At 31.9% G+C, this 14,985-nt stretch carries 16 protein-coding genes; 6 read left to right on the top strand and 10 right to left on the bottom strand.

Features of this window, described 5'->3' with window-relative positions; genetic code table 11:
- Window positions 1-2 precede the first annotated feature (2 nt).
- Window positions 3-557 carry a hypothetical protein gene (locus ABDW27_RS00925; protein ID WP_343694182.1) on the top strand — a complete coding sequence of 185 codons (555 nt, stop codon included), beginning with the start codon at window positions 3-5 and terminating at the stop codon, window positions 555-557.
- A gap of 159 nt (window positions 558-716) precedes the next feature.
- On the opposite strand, the gene ABDW27_RS00930 is transcribed toward ABDW27_RS00925, so the two are convergent.
- The 8 genes from ABDW27_RS00930 to menD all read right to left on the bottom strand — a co-directional run bounded on the left by ABDW27_RS00930 (window position 717) and on the right by menD (window position 9,813).
- On the bottom strand, window positions 717-1,781 hold the full coding sequence (locus ABDW27_RS00930; protein ID WP_343694183.1) for an o-succinylbenzoate synthase: 1,065 nt from the start codon (window positions 1,779-1,781) through the stop codon (window positions 717-719).
- Window positions 1,782-1,882: 101 nt separating this feature from the next.
- The gene (locus tag ABDW27_RS00935; protein ID WP_343694184.1) at window positions 1,883-3,085 is read right to left on the bottom strand and encodes a hypothetical protein; all 1,203 of its coding nucleotides are present in this window, start codon (window positions 3,083-3,085) and stop codon (window positions 1,883-1,885) included.
- A 171-nt stretch (window positions 3,086-3,256) separates the two neighbouring features.
- The gene (locus tag ABDW27_RS00940; RefSeq protein WP_343694185.1) at window positions 3,257-3,934 is read right to left on the bottom strand and encodes a metal-dependent hydrolase; all 678 of its coding nucleotides are present in this window, start codon (window positions 3,932-3,934) and stop codon (window positions 3,257-3,259) included.
- 28 nt (window positions 3,935-3,962) lie between these two features.
- On the bottom strand, window positions 3,963-4,925 hold the full coding sequence (menA, locus tag ABDW27_RS00945) for a 1,4-dihydroxy-2-naphthoate octaprenyltransferase (RefSeq protein ID WP_343694186.1): 963 nt from the start codon (window positions 4,923-4,925) through the stop codon (window positions 3,963-3,965).
- 163 nt (window positions 4,926-5,088) lie between these two features.
- Window positions 5,089-5,922: a 1,4-dihydroxy-2-naphthoyl-CoA synthase gene (locus tag ABDW27_RS00950; protein ID WP_012024845.1), complete on the bottom strand. Its 834-nt coding sequence runs from the start codon at window positions 5,920-5,922 to the stop codon at window positions 5,089-5,091.
- 793 nt (window positions 5,923-6,715) lie between these two features.
- Entirely contained in the window at window positions 6,716-7,570 is an 855-nt protein-coding gene (locus tag ABDW27_RS00955) for a S1-like domain-containing RNA-binding protein (protein WP_343694187.1), read from the bottom strand.
- Window positions 7,571-7,714: 144 nt separating this feature from the next.
- A complete protein-coding gene (locus tag ABDW27_RS00960) occupies window positions 7,715-8,056 on the bottom strand; it encodes a DUF2853 family protein (protein WP_343694188.1) in 342 nt (113 codons plus the stop codon).
- 92 nt (window positions 8,057-8,148) lie between these two features.
- Complete coding sequence (menD, locus tag ABDW27_RS00965; protein ID WP_343694189.1) at window positions 8,149-9,813, bottom strand: 2-succinyl-5-enolpyruvyl-6-hydroxy-3-cyclohexene-1-carboxylic-acid synthase; 1,665 nt, start codon at window positions 9,811-9,813, stop codon at window positions 8,149-8,151.
- Between the two features lie 177 nt (window positions 9,814-9,990).
- On the opposite strand from menD, the gene ABDW27_RS00970 reads away from it, so the two are divergent.
- Entirely contained in the window at window positions 9,991-11,169 is a 1,179-nt protein-coding gene (locus ABDW27_RS00970) for a thioredoxin family protein (protein ID WP_343694190.1), read from the top strand.
- Window positions 11,170-11,191: 22 nt separating this feature from the next.
- Complete coding sequence (locus ABDW27_RS00975) at window positions 11,192-11,689, top strand: N-acetyltransferase family protein (RefSeq protein WP_343694191.1); 498 nt, start codon at window positions 11,192-11,194, stop codon at window positions 11,687-11,689.
- Window positions 11,690-11,833: 144 nt separating this feature from the next.
- Here ABDW27_RS00975 and ABDW27_RS00980 read toward each other — a convergent pair whose 3' ends face one another.
- Together ABDW27_RS00980 and ABDW27_RS00985 are read right to left on the bottom strand one after the other, a co-directional pair.
- Window positions 11,834-12,421: a glutathione peroxidase gene (locus tag ABDW27_RS00980; protein WP_343694192.1), complete on the bottom strand. Its 588-nt coding sequence runs from the start codon at window positions 12,419-12,421 to the stop codon at window positions 11,834-11,836.
- Window positions 12,422-12,784: 363 nt separating this feature from the next.
- Window positions 12,785-12,910, bottom strand: coding sequence for a hypothetical protein (locus ABDW27_RS00985; protein WP_343694193.1), 126 nt, complete (start codon window positions 12,908-12,910; stop codon window positions 12,785-12,787).
- A 277-nt stretch (window positions 12,911-13,187) separates the two neighbouring features.
- On the opposite strand from ABDW27_RS00985, the gene ABDW27_RS00990 reads away from it, so the two are divergent.
- The 3 genes from ABDW27_RS00990 (at window position 13,188) to ABDW27_RS01000 (ending at window position 14,976) form a co-directional block, all read left to right on the top strand.
- Window positions 13,188-13,718: a sigma-70 family RNA polymerase sigma factor gene (locus ABDW27_RS00990; RefSeq protein WP_343694194.1), complete on the top strand. Its 531-nt coding sequence runs from the start codon at window positions 13,188-13,190 to the stop codon at window positions 13,716-13,718.
- Window positions 13,718-14,506 (top strand): anti-sigma factor, encoded by a 789-nt coding sequence (locus tag ABDW27_RS00995; protein ID WP_343694195.1) that lies wholly within the window; start codon window positions 13,718-13,720, stop codon window positions 14,504-14,506. The genes ABDW27_RS00990 and ABDW27_RS00995 overlap by 1 nt, the downstream gene beginning before the upstream one ends.
- A gap of 86 nt (window positions 14,507-14,592) precedes the next feature.
- A complete protein-coding gene (locus tag ABDW27_RS01000) occupies window positions 14,593-14,976 on the top strand; it encodes a DoxX family protein (RefSeq protein WP_343694196.1) in 384 nt (127 codons plus the stop codon).
- The last annotated feature ends 9 nt before the right edge of the window (window positions 14,977-14,985 follow it).

Genomic DNA, 14,985 nt, shown 5'->3' on the forward strand with positions numbered 1-14,985 from the left:
TTATGAATTTACCATATATTTTAATACCGATTATAGTGGGTATAATCTGCGGAATTTTGGGTTACCTGCTAGGAAAATTAAATTCAAAAGAAGATGATTCACTTTCAACAACTCTTCAGGCTGATTTAGATGCCTGTAAAGCGAATACGAAAAGTTTGAATACCAAAATTTCTTCTCTTGAGGCAGATTTAGCTGCGGCTCATGCCAAGGTTTCGGCTTCTGTACCAAAATCTTTTATAGCCGAAGTTCCTAAAATAGCTTTTGATAGTGCTTTGGCTGAAAATGTTTTAGGGAAAAAAATAAAACAAGATGATTTGAAAATTGTGGAAGGAATTGGTCCTAAAATAGAAGCTTTGTTTAATGAAGCTGGAATCAAAACCTGGTATGATCTTTCTGAATCTTCTACAGAAAAATTGCAATCAATTCTGGACGCCGGAGGAGAAAACTATGCGATTCACAATCCGAGTACGTGGGCTAAGCAAGCTTTACTGGCTTACGAAGGTAAATGGCAGGATTTAAAAGACTTGCAGGAAAATCTTCTTGGCGGAAAAGAGTAATTTTTTGGAAGGTTCAAAGAGACAAAGAAACAAAGAAACAAAGCTTTTTACCTTTGTTGCTGTGAGCCTTTGGCTCTTTTAGAATCTTTGTATTTCTATAAATCAAAATCTTAGAAACTTAGTGTCTTAGTAACTCAGAACCTCAAGAAAAAACCTTTGTCACTCTGCACCTTTGTCTCTTTGAACCTTCCAAAAAATATCCTCACTCCAACTTTCTGATGTATACCAAAGTTTTCCTTGAGAAACTTTCAGCGGACAATCAAAATTATTGGTATAAAGAGCTCCGGTTCCTAATCCCTGAGGCATTTTTGAGTTTAAAGTAAATGTCCATTGCGCGATGGCATTAAGACCAATATTGCTTTCTAATGCCGATGTAATCCACCAGCCAATATTGTATTTTTCAGCCAAGGTAATCCACTCTTGTGTTCCTTTAAAACCTCCAATAAAACTTGGTTTCAAAATGATGTATTGAGGCTGTATTTCTTGTAGAAGTTTTTCTTTATTTTCAAATGAAAAAATGCCAATAAGTTCTTCATCTAATGCTATCGGAAATGGTGTTATTTTACACAATTCTGCCATTGCTTTAGGGTTACCACTTTTAATAGGCTGTTCAATGCTATGCAGCTGAAATTTATTTAATTGATTCAGTTTATCTAAAGCTTCAGTTACAGAAAAAGCACCGTTTGCATCAACACGTATTTCTATTTCTTCAGCAGAAAAATGGCTTCTTATAAAGGCTAATAAATCAAGCTCTTTTTGAAAATCGATAGCGCCAATTTTAAGTTTTATACAACTAAAACCATCTGCTAATTTTTCTTCAATCTGCTGTTTCATAAAAGCAGGTTCTCCCATCCAGACTAAACCGTTTATTTCGATCGATTTAGAATTATTGGTAAATTCTGAAGGAAATAACACATATGGATTTTCACTTTTTAATGACAAAAAAGCCATTTCAATTCCAAACTGAATGGACGGAAATTCAAGTAACTCCTGCCAAAGTACAGATTCTCCTAAATGAATATTTTCGCAAGTCCATTTTAGTTTTTCTTCGTAATCGTCGCGATCATCTGCGCTTAAACCACGAAGAATACCGCATTCCCCTATTCCTCTTTTACCGTTTTCTTCCAGAACAATAAACCAGGTTTCTTTTTCGGTCATAATGCCACGTGACGTTCCTGACGGACGTTTAAACTCGAGCATATATTTATGGTAGGAAGCGTTCATTTTTTTTAAAGGTGCTAAGGTTCTAAGGTACTGAGATACTAAGATGCTGATATTCTAAGCTTTAAAACCTTAGAACCTTAGAGGCTCAGTATCTTAGTACCTTAATTAAAAAATTTTAAGATTTTTTCGAAGTCTTTTGATGGTAATCCGGCTTTTTCAAAAAGAGCGAAATCAGCTTTTGTTTTATCTTTCCAGCTTACATTATTGGTCACGTTCTGATCCTGATATTTTTTGTAAATTGCTTTTGCATCACTGTAATTATTGCTGACTAAATAAACGTGGGCCAGATTTAATTTTATAAGCAATTCAGTATCATCCAGTTTTTCTCCGTCCTGCAAAAATTTTAATGCTTTCGCATATTGTTTTGTCAAAATGTAACAATAGCCTAAAGAGCTGTAGTCTAATGCAGAAGCTTTTCCGTCGTTAACAATAGTTGTTAGTTTTTGGATTGCTTCGTTGTATTTTTGCTGTTTAATTAATGACGACGCCTGATTTCTTAAATCATTATAAATATTTTTAGAAATATCGGCATCTTTGTAACAAGCGTTACCAAAATCTTTATACACTTTTGTTTTTTCTACGGCTAATAATTTTTGAAATTCCGCATAACGGTATTCTTTCATTATCTTATCCAAAATACAAACGCAGAAATCATCAGAATTGGCCATTTTTTGAGCCATTGTCGATGTTTTACAAAGACTTATAATTTCGTTCTTGTTATCCTGATTCCAGCCTCGGTTTAGTTTTACGTCAACCCACGGCACGACTTCTAAAACTACTTTTTGACTTAAAAACCAATTTTTACTTTCAAAACCAAACCAAATATTGGTTGTGTTTTCTTTTAAACACGAATTTTTATCTAATGAAATTCTTTTAGCATCTTTACTAACCGGCTCTGACTGAGAGTAACAAGCAGCGTCTATTTTACCATCAGCAACATATTTTTTTGCATTTTCATTTGAAGTAAAAAGCGAATACGTACACTGATCATCACCTGAAATTTTAGACATTAAAAAAACAGCTCCAGCCGATCCCTGCCCTATTCCGTAAGGATCCGGAATTGATTTCAGTAGTGAAACCAAACTGTTTGCCATTTGCTGATTTTTGTCGAGAAGTGTAATTCTGTAGACAATTTCGGTTGTTCCAACAGGCATATCTTCAGTTTTTACAACGATACGATTACCGGCAGAAACTAAAATTTCTTTTGTTGTAGCACGTTCTTTATCCCAATAACCGTCTTTTTGGGCAAAAATACTGCATGAAGAAGTAATTAATAGAACTAAAAATATTCTTTTGAAATTCATGTTTTTCTTTGATATTTTTTTGGTCACAGATTAATCAAATTTGAATGATTTCTTTTTATTAATTCTGACATATATTGTGCCAAAAATCGGTATTATATTTTACCTCTGTATAGAAATAATATTTTTACGGCTTCCTGATGAGTTACCAGAAAGCCGTAAAATGATCGTTTTTTATAATTCTATAGATTCTCCGATTCCTAAAAGCATTAAATCTTTTCCTTTATCAAAGAATTTACGAATTGATTCTTCGTGGTTAATTTCGATATAACCAAAAGTATCAAAATGATAGCCTAAAATTTTATCACATTCCACAAAATCAGAGGCAATGATAGCATCTTCAACATCCATTGTAAAGTTATTTCCAATTGGCAGAATAGCTAAATCTAATTTAGTTCTTAACGGAATCAGTTTCATATCCATTGTAAGAGCTGTATCTCCGGCAATGTAGATGTTTTTGTGTTCTCCTTCGATTACAAAACCACCGGGATTTCCTCCATAACTTCCGTCAGGGAAAGAGCTTGAATGTATTGCGTTTACATATTTTACTTTTCCGAAATCAAATTTCCAGCTCCCGCCATGGTTCATTGGGTGCGCATTGAATCCTTTTTTTGCGTAATAACTTGTAATTTCAGCATTAGAAACAATAACTGCATTGGTATTTTTTGCAATGGTCTCAACGTCTAAAACGTGATCTGTATGCGCATGTGTAAGTAAAATATAATCTGCTTTTAAAGAATTTATATCGATAGCCGCTGCCTGTGGGTTTCCTGAAATAAAAGGGTCAACAATAATATGTTTTCCTCCAACTTCAATTGCCAGAGAGGCGTGTCCGTAAAATGTTATTTTCATTTTTTCAAATTTTTAAGTTCAACCTAAATTATCTTCCTCCAAGAAAAAGATTTACAAATATGTCAGCAATTAATGAAATCATGCAGACAGTTAATAATATAGAAAGCAAAAATGTGCTAAGCGCCAGTTTTTTTAATTCCGGATCTAAAAGCTTAGGGTTTTGATTTTTATAAACGGTAATTAAATGTTTAGTTAAAGGAATATAAGCCAATAAAAACAAATATTGATCGAAACGATAATCGCTTAAAAGAGCAAAAATCACAACTAATAACATAGCTGTAATGATTAATGCAAAATGATAAATTTTAGCTTTTGCTCCGCCTATTTTAACTACAATCGTGTTTTTTCCGGATTTTTTGTCTGATTCTTCATCGCGCATGTTGTTTAAGTTTAAAACCCCAACGCTCAATAAACCAATTGAAACTGCCGGAAGAATTAAAAGCGGATCTACTTCTTTTGAATACAAAAAGTTTACACCTAATGTACTTACAAGTCCGAAAAAAATAAAAACAAACAAATCTCCAAATCCTTTATATCCGTAAGCTGAATTACCTACTGTATAACGAATTGCGGAAATAATCGCTGCAATTCCTAATAGCAGGAAAAAAATAGAATAAGCGAAATTGTCTTTTCCAAAAGCAAAATAAATAAGGATTATGGCTGATAATAAAGTTAAAACCGATGTTATGATTATGGCTTTTTTCATTGCCTGAGGTGTAATAACCCCACTTTGAATAGCGCGCTGCGGCCCAACTCTGTCAGCATTATCGGTACCTTTTACTCCATCGCCGTAATCATTTGCAAAATTTGATAACACCTGTAAACCAAGTGTTGTCAGAAGTGCAAAACCAAAAATTTTCCAGCTAAAAACCTCAGTTGGTGTATTGATTGTTTCTGTAGGGCTTGAAAGCGCATAAATACTTCCAACTATAATTCCCGAAACTGATAAAGGCAATGTGCGCAGTCTCGCGGCTTCAATCCAGTGTTTCATATTTTAATTTTAGAGTTTAGAGTTTAGATTTAGATTCTTGAATTCTTTTATTTTTAAAAACCTAAAATCTGCAATCTAAATAAATATTTTTTTTTTAAATCTAGAATCTAGATGTCCGTTTTAGATTAAAAAATCTAAAATCTGCAATCTAAAATCTAAACATTTACGGCAACCATTTATTTTCACCAAAATTTGGTTTTCTTTTTTCTAAAAAGGCATTTCTTCCTTCTTTAGCTTCTTCTGTCATATATGCTAAACGAGTAGCTTCTCCGGCAAAAACCTGCTGACCAACCATTCCGTCATCCGTTAAGTTCATGGCAAATTTTAGCATTTTAATAGAAGTTGGAGATTTTTGAAGTATTTCCTGTGCCCATTCGTATGCAGTTGCTTCAAGTTCATCATGTGGAATTACAGCATTTACCATTCCCATTTCAAAAGCTTCCTGAGCAGAATAATTTCTTCCTAAAAAGAAAATCTCACGTGCTTTTTTCTGACCTACCATTTTAGCAAGATAAGCAGATCCATAACCTCCGTCAAAACTAGTAACATCAGCATCTGTTTGTTTAAAAATAGCATGTTCTTTACTTGCCAGAGTCATATCGCAAACAACATGTAAACTGTGTCCGCCGCCTACTGCCCAGCCAGGAACTACAGCGATAACCACTTTTGGCATAAAACGAATTAATCTTTGAACTTCAAGAATATTCAATCTATGCTGTCCGTCATCACCAACATATCCCTGATGTCCGCGGGCATTTTGATCACCTCCGCTGCAAAATGAGTAAACACCGTCTTTTGTAGATGGCCCTTCTGCCGAAAGCAAAACTACTCCTATTGAAGTATCTTCCTGTGCATCATAAAAAGCCTGGTATAATTCTGAAGTTGTTTTAGGTCTGAAAGCATTTCTAACATTTGGTCTGTTAAAGGCTATTCTCGCAACTCCATTACATTTTTTATAAGTTATATCTTCAAATTCTCTGGCTGTAATCCAATCCATTTCTGTTTGTTTTATTTTAAAAATTATAATGTAAAAATAAAGCATTTTTTACATTTTCACCTACTGATTTTTGTTTAAGTCCGGTCTATTTTTTCATTCAATGTTAACAATTACTGTTCTTGTACAAAAAATAACACTTTTTAACATTAGTTTAGAAAAATAATAAGTAATTTTACACCCTAGAAATCAATAAGATACAAGTTATTTTATTGATATAAGATTGATTTTCTTTCACTGATTTATTAACCTAAAAAATGATTTTTTTGAGAAAATTTAAAAAATTTGTCGCTCATTTTTTTATGGTTTTAAATAGTAAACCTGTTAAGAATGAGCAAATGATTTATTCGTTTGTCAGAATTTCAAAGAAGAGATAGTAGCACCTAAGGTTAAACGCTAGAATTGTTTTGTAATTAGTATCAGATTGATTACGAAAAGAGGAAAAAATGCTAACTAAAACTTTCTAAAAATTATTTATTAAACCAAATGGATTAGCCGTGAAATTGAATTTTTGCTTTTTGAGATAAACGCGTTAATTATTTAAAAGACATACCATCACGAAAGTAATCTCTAAAATTCGTAAAGCCATTACTTTTAAGATGAATCCGAATTATTTTATTTCTGTTTTTTTTTAATTACAATTTTTTTTAAAACTAGAATAAAAAGGGAAAGGCTGCTTGTAATGAGCAGCCTTTCTTGTTATAAATATTTTGAAATTCCAAAAAATAAAAATTCCAAATTCCAATGCAGTGTGTTATGTATTGGAATTTGGAATTTAAAATATTGAAATTTGATTTTAATCTTTTATTAGATAAATTCCATCTTCTTTAATTTCAATGAGTTTCTCTTTGTACAAAGCACCTACAGCTTTTTTAAATGTTTTTTTACTCATTTTTAAAACTGTTTTAATGTCTTCAGGATGCGAATTATCATTTAAACGTAAAAAACCGCGATTGGCTCTTAATTCGGCTAAAATTTTCTCAGCATTCGGTTCAATGCTTTGGTAACCTTGTATTTGCAAAGCAACATCGATTTTATTATCCGGACGTATGGTTTTAATATACCCTTTTAATTTATCTCCTGTCCTTATAGAATCATCATATACTTCATCTTTATATAAAAGTCCTTTATGCTGTTGATTTATAATAACATTAATTCCAAGTTCTGTAATGTGAGAAACGATCAAATCAACTTCTTCTCCTTTTTCAACGGTTAAATGATCGTTATTTAAAAACTGATTGGTTTTACTTGACGCAACCAAACGATTTGTTTTTTGATCTAAATACAAGTATACCAAATAGCGTTTGCCTTTTTCCATAGGGCGTGCCTGCTCTTTAAACGGAACTAAAATATCTTTTTCCATTCCCCAATCCATAAAAGCACCAACCTGATTGATATAATTTACTCTTAAAAGGGCAAATTCATTTAAAAAGATGTAAGGTTCTAGTGTAGTGGCCACCGGGCGTTGTTCATGATCCAAATAAACAAAAACAATAAGCTCTTCGCCTATCTCAAATTCGTTTGGAACATATTTATTTGGTAATAAAACATCGTGAGTTCCTTCAGGATCACTTTCAGGATTTCCTAAAAATAACCCCACTTTGGTATCACGTAATATGGTAAGTGTATTGTATTTTCCTATTTCAAGCATTTCTCTTAAGATTCTAATTTGAAAAGCGTTTAAGCTTTTAAGCTGCAAATGTACGAACTTTGAAAATGGTAAACCTAAAAATGTTTTAGATTGAAGCTATAAAAGCAAAAAGCGTCATATTATATGACGCTCTTTTTAGTTTTCTTATTTATAAACACTTTCTTTTTTAAAGTGTACTGTCAATAAATAGTATACAACAGCTCTGTATTTATGTTTGTTAGATTTTCCGTATTTTTCTAATACTGCATGTATTGCTCCAAATAATTCAGGACTGTCTGGTAAACCTAATTTTTTTACTAAAAAGTTCTTTTTTACTGTTTCTAGTTCTGATTCCTGAGTACCTGCTACAACTGATGCATCGTCATTATATATTGCTGGCCCGCAGCCAATTGTAACTTTTGTCAATAAATCCATATTTGGAGTTACTCCACATTTTTCTTTTAAGTCAGCAGCATACTTCTTAATTAATTCTTCTCTTTTGCTCATAATAATTTTAATATTGGTTACTTTTTATGTATCCAAATCTAAAAATTAAAATGAATCAAAACTAAATTTTAACAATATTTAACTTACAAAAATTATTTCAATTCCTTAAAATATTGCTTTAATATCGCATCATTTTCTTTTGTCGGCGTAAATACTTCTAATATTACAGGTTCATTATCAATGCCGTACATAGAATCTAATCCGGTTTTTAATGACGCTAAATCTTCAGCCTTAAAGTAAGAGCAGTTATACATTTTGGCAAGATGTTCTGCTGTTAGTTGATGCGAAGTTTCAAAATAAGTATTAAATACAGGCTTTTCTTCATGTCCAGGCAAAATTCTAAAAATTCCTCCGCCGCCGTTGTTAATTATAATTATTTTGAAATCTTTAGGAATATATGAATTCCACAGTGCATTGCTATCGTATAAGAAACTAATATCGCCTGTTATAAAAATATTTTGTTTACCACTGCCTACTGCAGCACCTATTGCAGTTGAAGTACTGCCGTCAATTCCGCTTGTTCCTCTGTTACAAAAAACTTCAATTGAAGAATCAATATCTATTAACTGAGCATAACGAATTGCAGAACTATTGCTTATTTGCAATTGGCTGTTTTTGGGAAGCGATTCAATTATTTTTTCAAAGACTTTAAAATCAGAAAAGGGTATTTTTTTCAGATATTCTTGTTTTCTAGTCTTTCTTAAAGAATAAATAGTATCAATTTTTGAAAAATAATCGCTTGTCGCATATTGTGTTTTTGGAAGCAGATCTTTAAAGAAATCATTCGGTTCCATTACAAAATGTTTACTTAAAGCATTGAATGTATCATAAGCACGTAAAGTATCTATATGCCAATGATGTACAGGTTTATATTTTCGTAAAAAAGCTTTAATGCGTTTAGACACAATCATACCTCCAAAGGTGATTAAAACTTCTGGTTCTAAATCTTTAAAATCAGAGTCATCAAAAGGCGTTATTAAAGAATCTATACTATTGATAAAGCTTGGATGATGCAAATTTGAAGTTGTTTCGGTAAGAACAACAATCGAAGGATCTTTCGCAAAATTTTCAAGAATAGCATCGTCAACAGAATTAACATCATTTATTCCTCCAATCAAAATTAATTTTCGTTTGGATGAATTCCAGATTGAAACAAATTCTTCACTGTTTTCGATAATTTTAGTTGGAATTACCTCTTCAATATTCGTAATTTTTGGTTCTACCGAAAGCTCTGAAACAGTTTCATACAAAGGTTCTTCAAACGGCGCATTGATATGTACCGGACCTTTTTGCAGAATGGCTGTTTCTATGGCTTTGTTTATTTGCAAATCATTTTCTGCAGAAGCTTCTTCGGTTAAATTGGCATTATAAACAGAATGGTTAGAAAAAACATTTTCCTGACGAATCGTTTGTCCGTCGCCAATATCAATTTTACTCTGCGGACGATCGGCTGATATTACAATTAACGGAATCTGACTGTAAAATGCTTCGGCTACAGCCGGATAATAATTAAGTAGTGCAGATCCTGAGGTACAAACAACTGCAGTAGGCTTTTTTGTTTGCTGGGCAATTCCCAGTGCAAAAAAAGCGGCACAGCGCTCATCGGCAATACTATAACATTTAAAATTTGGATTTTGTGCGAAACCAATCGTCAAAGGTGCATTTCGCGAGCCTGGAGATATAATAATATTTTGAATTCCTTTTGCTGAACAAATCTCGATAATGCTTTGTGCAAGCGCTATTTTGGGGTAAATCATTCTAAATTAGTGTATAAATTTTAAAGAAAATCTTTCTCTCAAAATTTTCTTTTACTAATACAAAGTTACAAACTTCGTGCTTGATTTAACTTATATATTAGGAAGATATTATGACTGTTTTTAGAAAAAGGGAATATATTTGTAAAACAGATTTTTTTTTAATAAAATAAACCCTTTATGCGTTTCTTATCTTTATTTTTTCTCTTCATTTCACTTCAGGCTGTACAATCGCAAAATCAGTTTAGTGTTGACGGAATTACCTATAAAACAGCTCTGGAAAATGCTAAAACACAAAACAAACCAGTTTTTGTTATGCTGTATGCCGATTGGTGTCCGCATTGTAATTTAATGAAAAAAGAAGTTTTCAGCGACCCAAAGGTTATGGACTTTTTGAACAAGAATTATATCTGTGTATGGAAAAATATTGAAAAAGAGGAAGGAATGGCGCTTAAAAATAAATTTAAAACTACTTCCCTGCCCGCTTTTTTGTTTTTAGATTCTAATGAAACGGTATTATATGCTTTAAAAGGTGAAATGAAAACTCCAGAATTTCTGGCAGAAGCAAATTACGCATTAAATCCAAATTTTCAGCTTCCTTATTTAGAAAAAGAGTTTTTGGCTGATCCGAGTAATTCAACCAAGTTTTTTGCTTATCTCAATACGCTAAAAAAAGGAAAAGACAGAACTGAATTGTCTGTTCCTACTCATATTTATCTTCAAACACAATCTGATTCTCAATTGGTAAGCGAAACAAATTGGCGTGTTATAGCAAATGGAGTTACGGATATTAATTCGCGCGAATTTCAATATGTTTTAAAACATCAAAAAGAATTTGCTGCCGTAGCTTCTCAAAATCGCGTTGATCGCAAGGTTGAAAGTATTGTAAATGAACTTCTTCGTCCGCTTGTTGATAATCTCGATACGGTAAACTATTATAAACAAAGAGAAGTCGCTAAATCTATCAGACTGCAAAAAACGGATTCTCTTGTTTTTAAATTTGATTTAACGCTTGCTGAGCGAACTGAAAAATGGAATTTTTATAAAAAAGTAACACTTGATGATACGGAGAAACTGGTTTGGAACGATGCCAGTTTTTTAAAAGATATTGGACAAACGTATCTAAAACATATTGATGATCCTGAAAGTCTTAAAAAAGCAATTTCATGGGTAAAACATTCTTTAGAATTAAATGATTCTTATGATGGAAACTTACTCGCAGCAAGGCTTTACAATAAAATAAAAGATAAAAAACTGGCAGTAAAATATGCCAAATATGCCAAAGAAATTGGTAAGGAATTGGGCTGGAACACCAAAGATGTTGATACTTTGCTCGCAGAACTCAATTCTTCTAAATAAACAAAATACTATAATAAAAACCATGAACGTAAAACTAAGACCGGCCACAGTAAATGATTTAGAAAAAATTCTGGAAATTGTAAATCATTCTATTCTTCATACTACTGCTAATTACAGTTATGATATTCAAACTCTTGAAGTACAAACAAAATGGTTTGAAGATAAAAAGGCTAAAAACTTACCTGTAGTTGTCGCAGATTTAGATGGTGAAGTAGTTGGTTTTGGAAGCTACGGACAGTTTCGTGAAAAAATTGGTTATCAATATACTGTAGAACATTCAGTATATGTAGTGGATAATATTATAGGAAAAGGTATTGGATCAAAATTATTGACTGAATTAATCCGCTTGGCAAAAGAACAAGGATTTCACGTTATGATTGGCGCCATCGATGCAGATAATGCCGGAAGCATTGCTTTTCATGAAAAATTTGGTTTTGTAGTAACGGGAACCATTCGCGAGGTTGGATATAAATTTGATCATTGGCTGGATTTGGTTTTTATGCAGTTGATTTTAGTTTAACCGCAAAGTTCTCAAAGACATACGCAAAGGTTGCAAAGTATATAAAAACCTCTGTCCCTTTGCTCCTTAGAACCTTAGAACCTTAGAACCTTAGAACCAAAAAAAAACGGAGATTTGAAAAATTTCAAATCTCCGTTTTTTTTACTAGCTCTTAATCCATTTAATAACTTCTGGATCTGTTACTAAGGTTCTAGGTTTAATAACTTTTACCAATTCTCCTTTTTCGTTGATTAGATATTTTTGAAAATTCCATTCAACTTCAGAATCCTGTAAACCGTTTTTAGATTTTTGAGTTAAAAATTTATAAACGTCGCACATATCGCTTCCTTTTACCGAAACTTTGTTCATCATCGGGAAAGTTACCCCGTAATTCTGCTGGCAGAAAGTTTCAATTTCTTTGTTTGTTCCAGGCTCCTGAGATGCAAAATTATTAGCCGGGAAACCTACAATTACCAAACCTTTGTCTTTATACTCTTTGTAAATTGCTTCAAGATCTTTGTATTGAGGAGTTAATCCGCATTTTGATGCCGTATTAACAACAATGATTTTTTTACCTTTTAAAGATGCAAAATCAAAAGTGTCTCCTGATAAATCTTCAACCTTAAACTGATAAATTGTTTCTTTTGCCATAGCTTTATCTGATTTAGATAATTTATTTGTGCTTGTTTGAGCCTCAGTTTGCGTGCTTAAAAAAAATAAGGCACTGCAAGCTATAAATAGTATTTTTTTCATTGTATAATTTTTTATAAAATTAATTAAAATCTCTGGCGATGGATATTTTTAGCTCTATTATTTTTATTAATAATAAGTTAAATAAAAATGAAGCCCAGCGTTAATCAGACGCCGGGCTTCCCCCCATACAAACAAATCAAACCATGAATTAATTGTTTCTCTTTTATATTTTTAAAATTATAGTTGATGCCCCGGTTGTCATGAAAATTATTTTATATAGTAATCATACTAATTCAATTTATCTATGGCGTTTATGAATGGAAAATTTCAGTTGGATTAAAAGTGCATGATTATTTCGTCTTTTATTTTATAATTTTCAGTTGGAAGTCCAAGGACATCAACTATTCAGTATTTTTATCTCACTTAAAATTTAGCTTCAACCAGATTATTTATAATTTCTTTTCTAAAATCACTTTTAGTAAAATTAATCAGGGATAAAATCGATGTTAAACCCACAATTAATATTTTGATATTCTCTGCTTTTATCATAAATCTCATTTTTAATAAATTAATTCGAAATAGATTTTTCCTGTCATCGAATTCTTATTTTTCTTTTATAATGTTATATACGTAACGGGTTTGTTTTTGGATTTAAAAAAAGTAAAAAAAATTGCACTTTTTTTCTAAATATTCTGAGAAACCCTTGTTTTACTAAGGTTAAGACTACAAAAAAAAATATTATTTTTCACAAAAAAATGATTTATCTTTATCACATGTTATCAAATTATATGAAATAAATTTTTGTTTAAGCTTTAAATCCAAATCTATGAGTCAAGAAGAATTGTTAGTTTTAATTTATAAAAAAGACGAAAGAGCTTTTACCCATTTGTACGATATGTACTCCAAAAGTTTATTTTCAGTCATTAGTGTACTTATCAAAAATCGTGAAGAAGCTGAAGATGTTTTACAGGAAGTTTTTATAAAAATCTGGAAAAACGTCGATTCTTATAACGAAAGTAAAGGCCGATTTTATACCTGGATCCTGAATATTGCAAGAAATACCTCAATAGATAAGCTTAGATCCAAAAATTTTAATAACAGCCAAAAAAACCTTTCTTCAGATAATTTCGTAAATCTGTTAGATGACAGTAATAAATTGATCAATCGAATTGATACAATTGGTATTCAGGAATTCGTTAAGAAGTTGAAACCTAAATGTATAGAGATTATTGATTTGTTATTTTTCAAAGGATATACCCAGCAAGAAGCTTCAGAAGAATTGGCACTGCCACTGGGAACTATCAAAACTCAAAACAGAAACTGTATTAACGATTTAAGAAATTATTTAAAAATATAATGGAAGCACAAGAATATATTGAATCAGGAATTCTGGAACTTTACGTTTATGGCCTGCTAACGGAAAAGGAAAATCTGGAAATAGCCGAACTGGCTAAAAACAACAAAGAAGTAGACGACGAGATTATTTCGATCGAAAGAGCTATTGTAGCTTTATCATCAAGTTTTGCTCCTTTCCACTCTGTTGAGAATTTTGAAAAAATTAAAGCTCGTTTAGAACTTAAACATGGTAAGGTTGTTGAGTTAAAACCTGCATCAAACTGGACTCAATATGTGGGCTGGGCAGCGGCAGTATTACTGTTGTTAGGTTTTGGATACCAAACTTTAGAATTGACAAAATCAAAACAAGTTATTTCTAAAGTTGGAAATGAGAAAAATAAAGTAGAAAGAGAATACGCTTTCTTAGATCAGCAGAATAAACAAACTGAGAAAAATTTAAGTATTGTAAGAGATATTAAAAATACTGGCGTAACACTTGGCGGTCAGGCAGTTTCTCCTACTTCTTTTGCAAAAGTTTACTGGAATCAGCAGACAAAAACAACTTATATTGATGCTGCTGGTTTACCAGCTCCGCCAAAAGGAAAAGTATATCAGGTTTGGTCTTTAAAACTAAGTCCGGTTTTAACACCAACAAGTATTGGTTTACTGGATAATTTTGAAGGAAATAAGCAAAAAATCTTCGCAGTCAGCCAGACAGATTCTGCAGAAGCTTTTGGAATTACTTTAGAGCCAGCCGGCGGAAGTCTAACACCTACAATGGATCAATTGTATACTTTAGGGAAAGTTTAAAAACAAAAAATTTGATAAATATAAAGCGCATATTAAGTACTTTTAATATGCGCTTTTTCTATTTAGGGAATTAATAACTGAAAATTATGTACGGAACTTTACTTTTAAGAATTGCAACTGCAATAATTCTTCTCACACATTCTGTTTTTGGAATGTTCAATAATGGTATTAATGATTTTGGAAATTTGTACCTTAATCAAATTGGCTTTGCTCCTTTTGGTGTTTTTCTGGCGTGGTCTATTAAACTTTCTCATATAATTGCAGCAATACTTTTACTGCTTAACAAATATGTAAAACCAGCTGGATTTGTTACCATTTTTATTTTGATAATGGGAATTGTTCTGGTTCACTTTCAGGAAGGATGGTTTGTTGTAGGCGGAGGCAGAAACGGTGTCGAATATAACTTTTTACTGATTTGTGTGCTGTTAGCCATAATGTATCCTAATGGTTTTAAGTTAAATTCTAAATGATTTTTAATT

Origin of the sequence: Flavobacterium sp. (assembly GCF_039595935.1) — a bacterium.
GTDB lineage: Bacteria > Bacteroidota > Bacteroidia > Flavobacteriales > Flavobacteriaceae > Flavobacterium.

What these genes read in the sequence shown, in the direction of transcription:
- ABDW27_RS00925 (WP_343694182.1), top strand. Translation starts at nt 3, where the DNA reads ATGAATTTACCATATATTTTAATACCGATTATAGTGGGTATAATCTGC.
- ABDW27_RS00930 (WP_343694183.1), bottom strand. Translation starts at nt 1,781, where the DNA reads ATGAACGCTTCCTACCATAAATATATGCTCGAGTTTAAACGTCCGTCA.
- ABDW27_RS00935 (WP_343694184.1), bottom strand. Translation starts at nt 3,085, where the DNA reads ATGAATTTCAAAAGAATATTTTTAGTTCTATTAATTACTTCTTCATGC.
- ABDW27_RS00940 (WP_343694185.1), bottom strand. Translation starts at nt 3,934, where the DNA reads ATGAAAATAACATTTTACGGACACGCCTCTCTGGCAATTGAAGTTGGA.
- menA (WP_343694186.1), bottom strand. Translation starts at nt 4,925, where the DNA reads ATGAAACACTGGATTGAAGCCGCGAGACTGCGCACATTGCCTTTATCA.
- ABDW27_RS00950 (WP_012024845.1), bottom strand. Translation starts at nt 5,922, where the DNA reads ATGGATTGGATTACAGCCAGAGAATTTGAAGATATAACTTATAAAAAA.
- ABDW27_RS00955 (WP_343694187.1), bottom strand. Translation starts at nt 7,570, where the DNA reads ATGCTTGAAATAGGAAAATACAATACACTTACCATATTACGTGATACC.
- ABDW27_RS00960 (WP_343694188.1), bottom strand. Translation starts at nt 8,056, where the DNA reads ATGAGCAAAAGAGAAGAATTAATTAAGAAGTATGCTGCTGACTTAAAA.
- menD (WP_343694189.1), bottom strand. Translation starts at nt 9,813, where the DNA reads ATGATTTACCCCAAAATAGCGCTTGCACAAAGCATTATCGAGATTTGT.
- ABDW27_RS00970 (WP_343694190.1), top strand. Translation starts at nt 9,991, where the DNA reads ATGCGTTTCTTATCTTTATTTTTTCTCTTCATTTCACTTCAGGCTGTA.
- ABDW27_RS00975 (WP_343694191.1), top strand. Translation starts at nt 11,192, where the DNA reads ATGAACGTAAAACTAAGACCGGCCACAGTAAATGATTTAGAAAAAATT.
- ABDW27_RS00980 (WP_343694192.1), bottom strand. Translation starts at nt 12,421, where the DNA reads ATGAAAAAAATACTATTTATAGCTTGCAGTGCCTTATTTTTTTTAAGC.
- ABDW27_RS00985 (WP_343694193.1), bottom strand. Translation starts at nt 12,910, where the DNA reads ATGATAAAAGCAGAGAATATCAAAATATTAATTGTGGGTTTAACATCG.
- ABDW27_RS00990 (WP_343694194.1), top strand. Translation starts at nt 13,188, where the DNA reads ATGAGTCAAGAAGAATTGTTAGTTTTAATTTATAAAAAAGACGAAAGA.
- ABDW27_RS00995 (WP_343694195.1), top strand. Translation starts at nt 13,718, where the DNA reads ATGGAAGCACAAGAATATATTGAATCAGGAATTCTGGAACTTTACGTT.
- ABDW27_RS01000 (WP_343694196.1), top strand. Translation starts at nt 14,593, where the DNA reads ATGTACGGAACTTTACTTTTAAGAATTGCAACTGCAATAATTCTTCTC.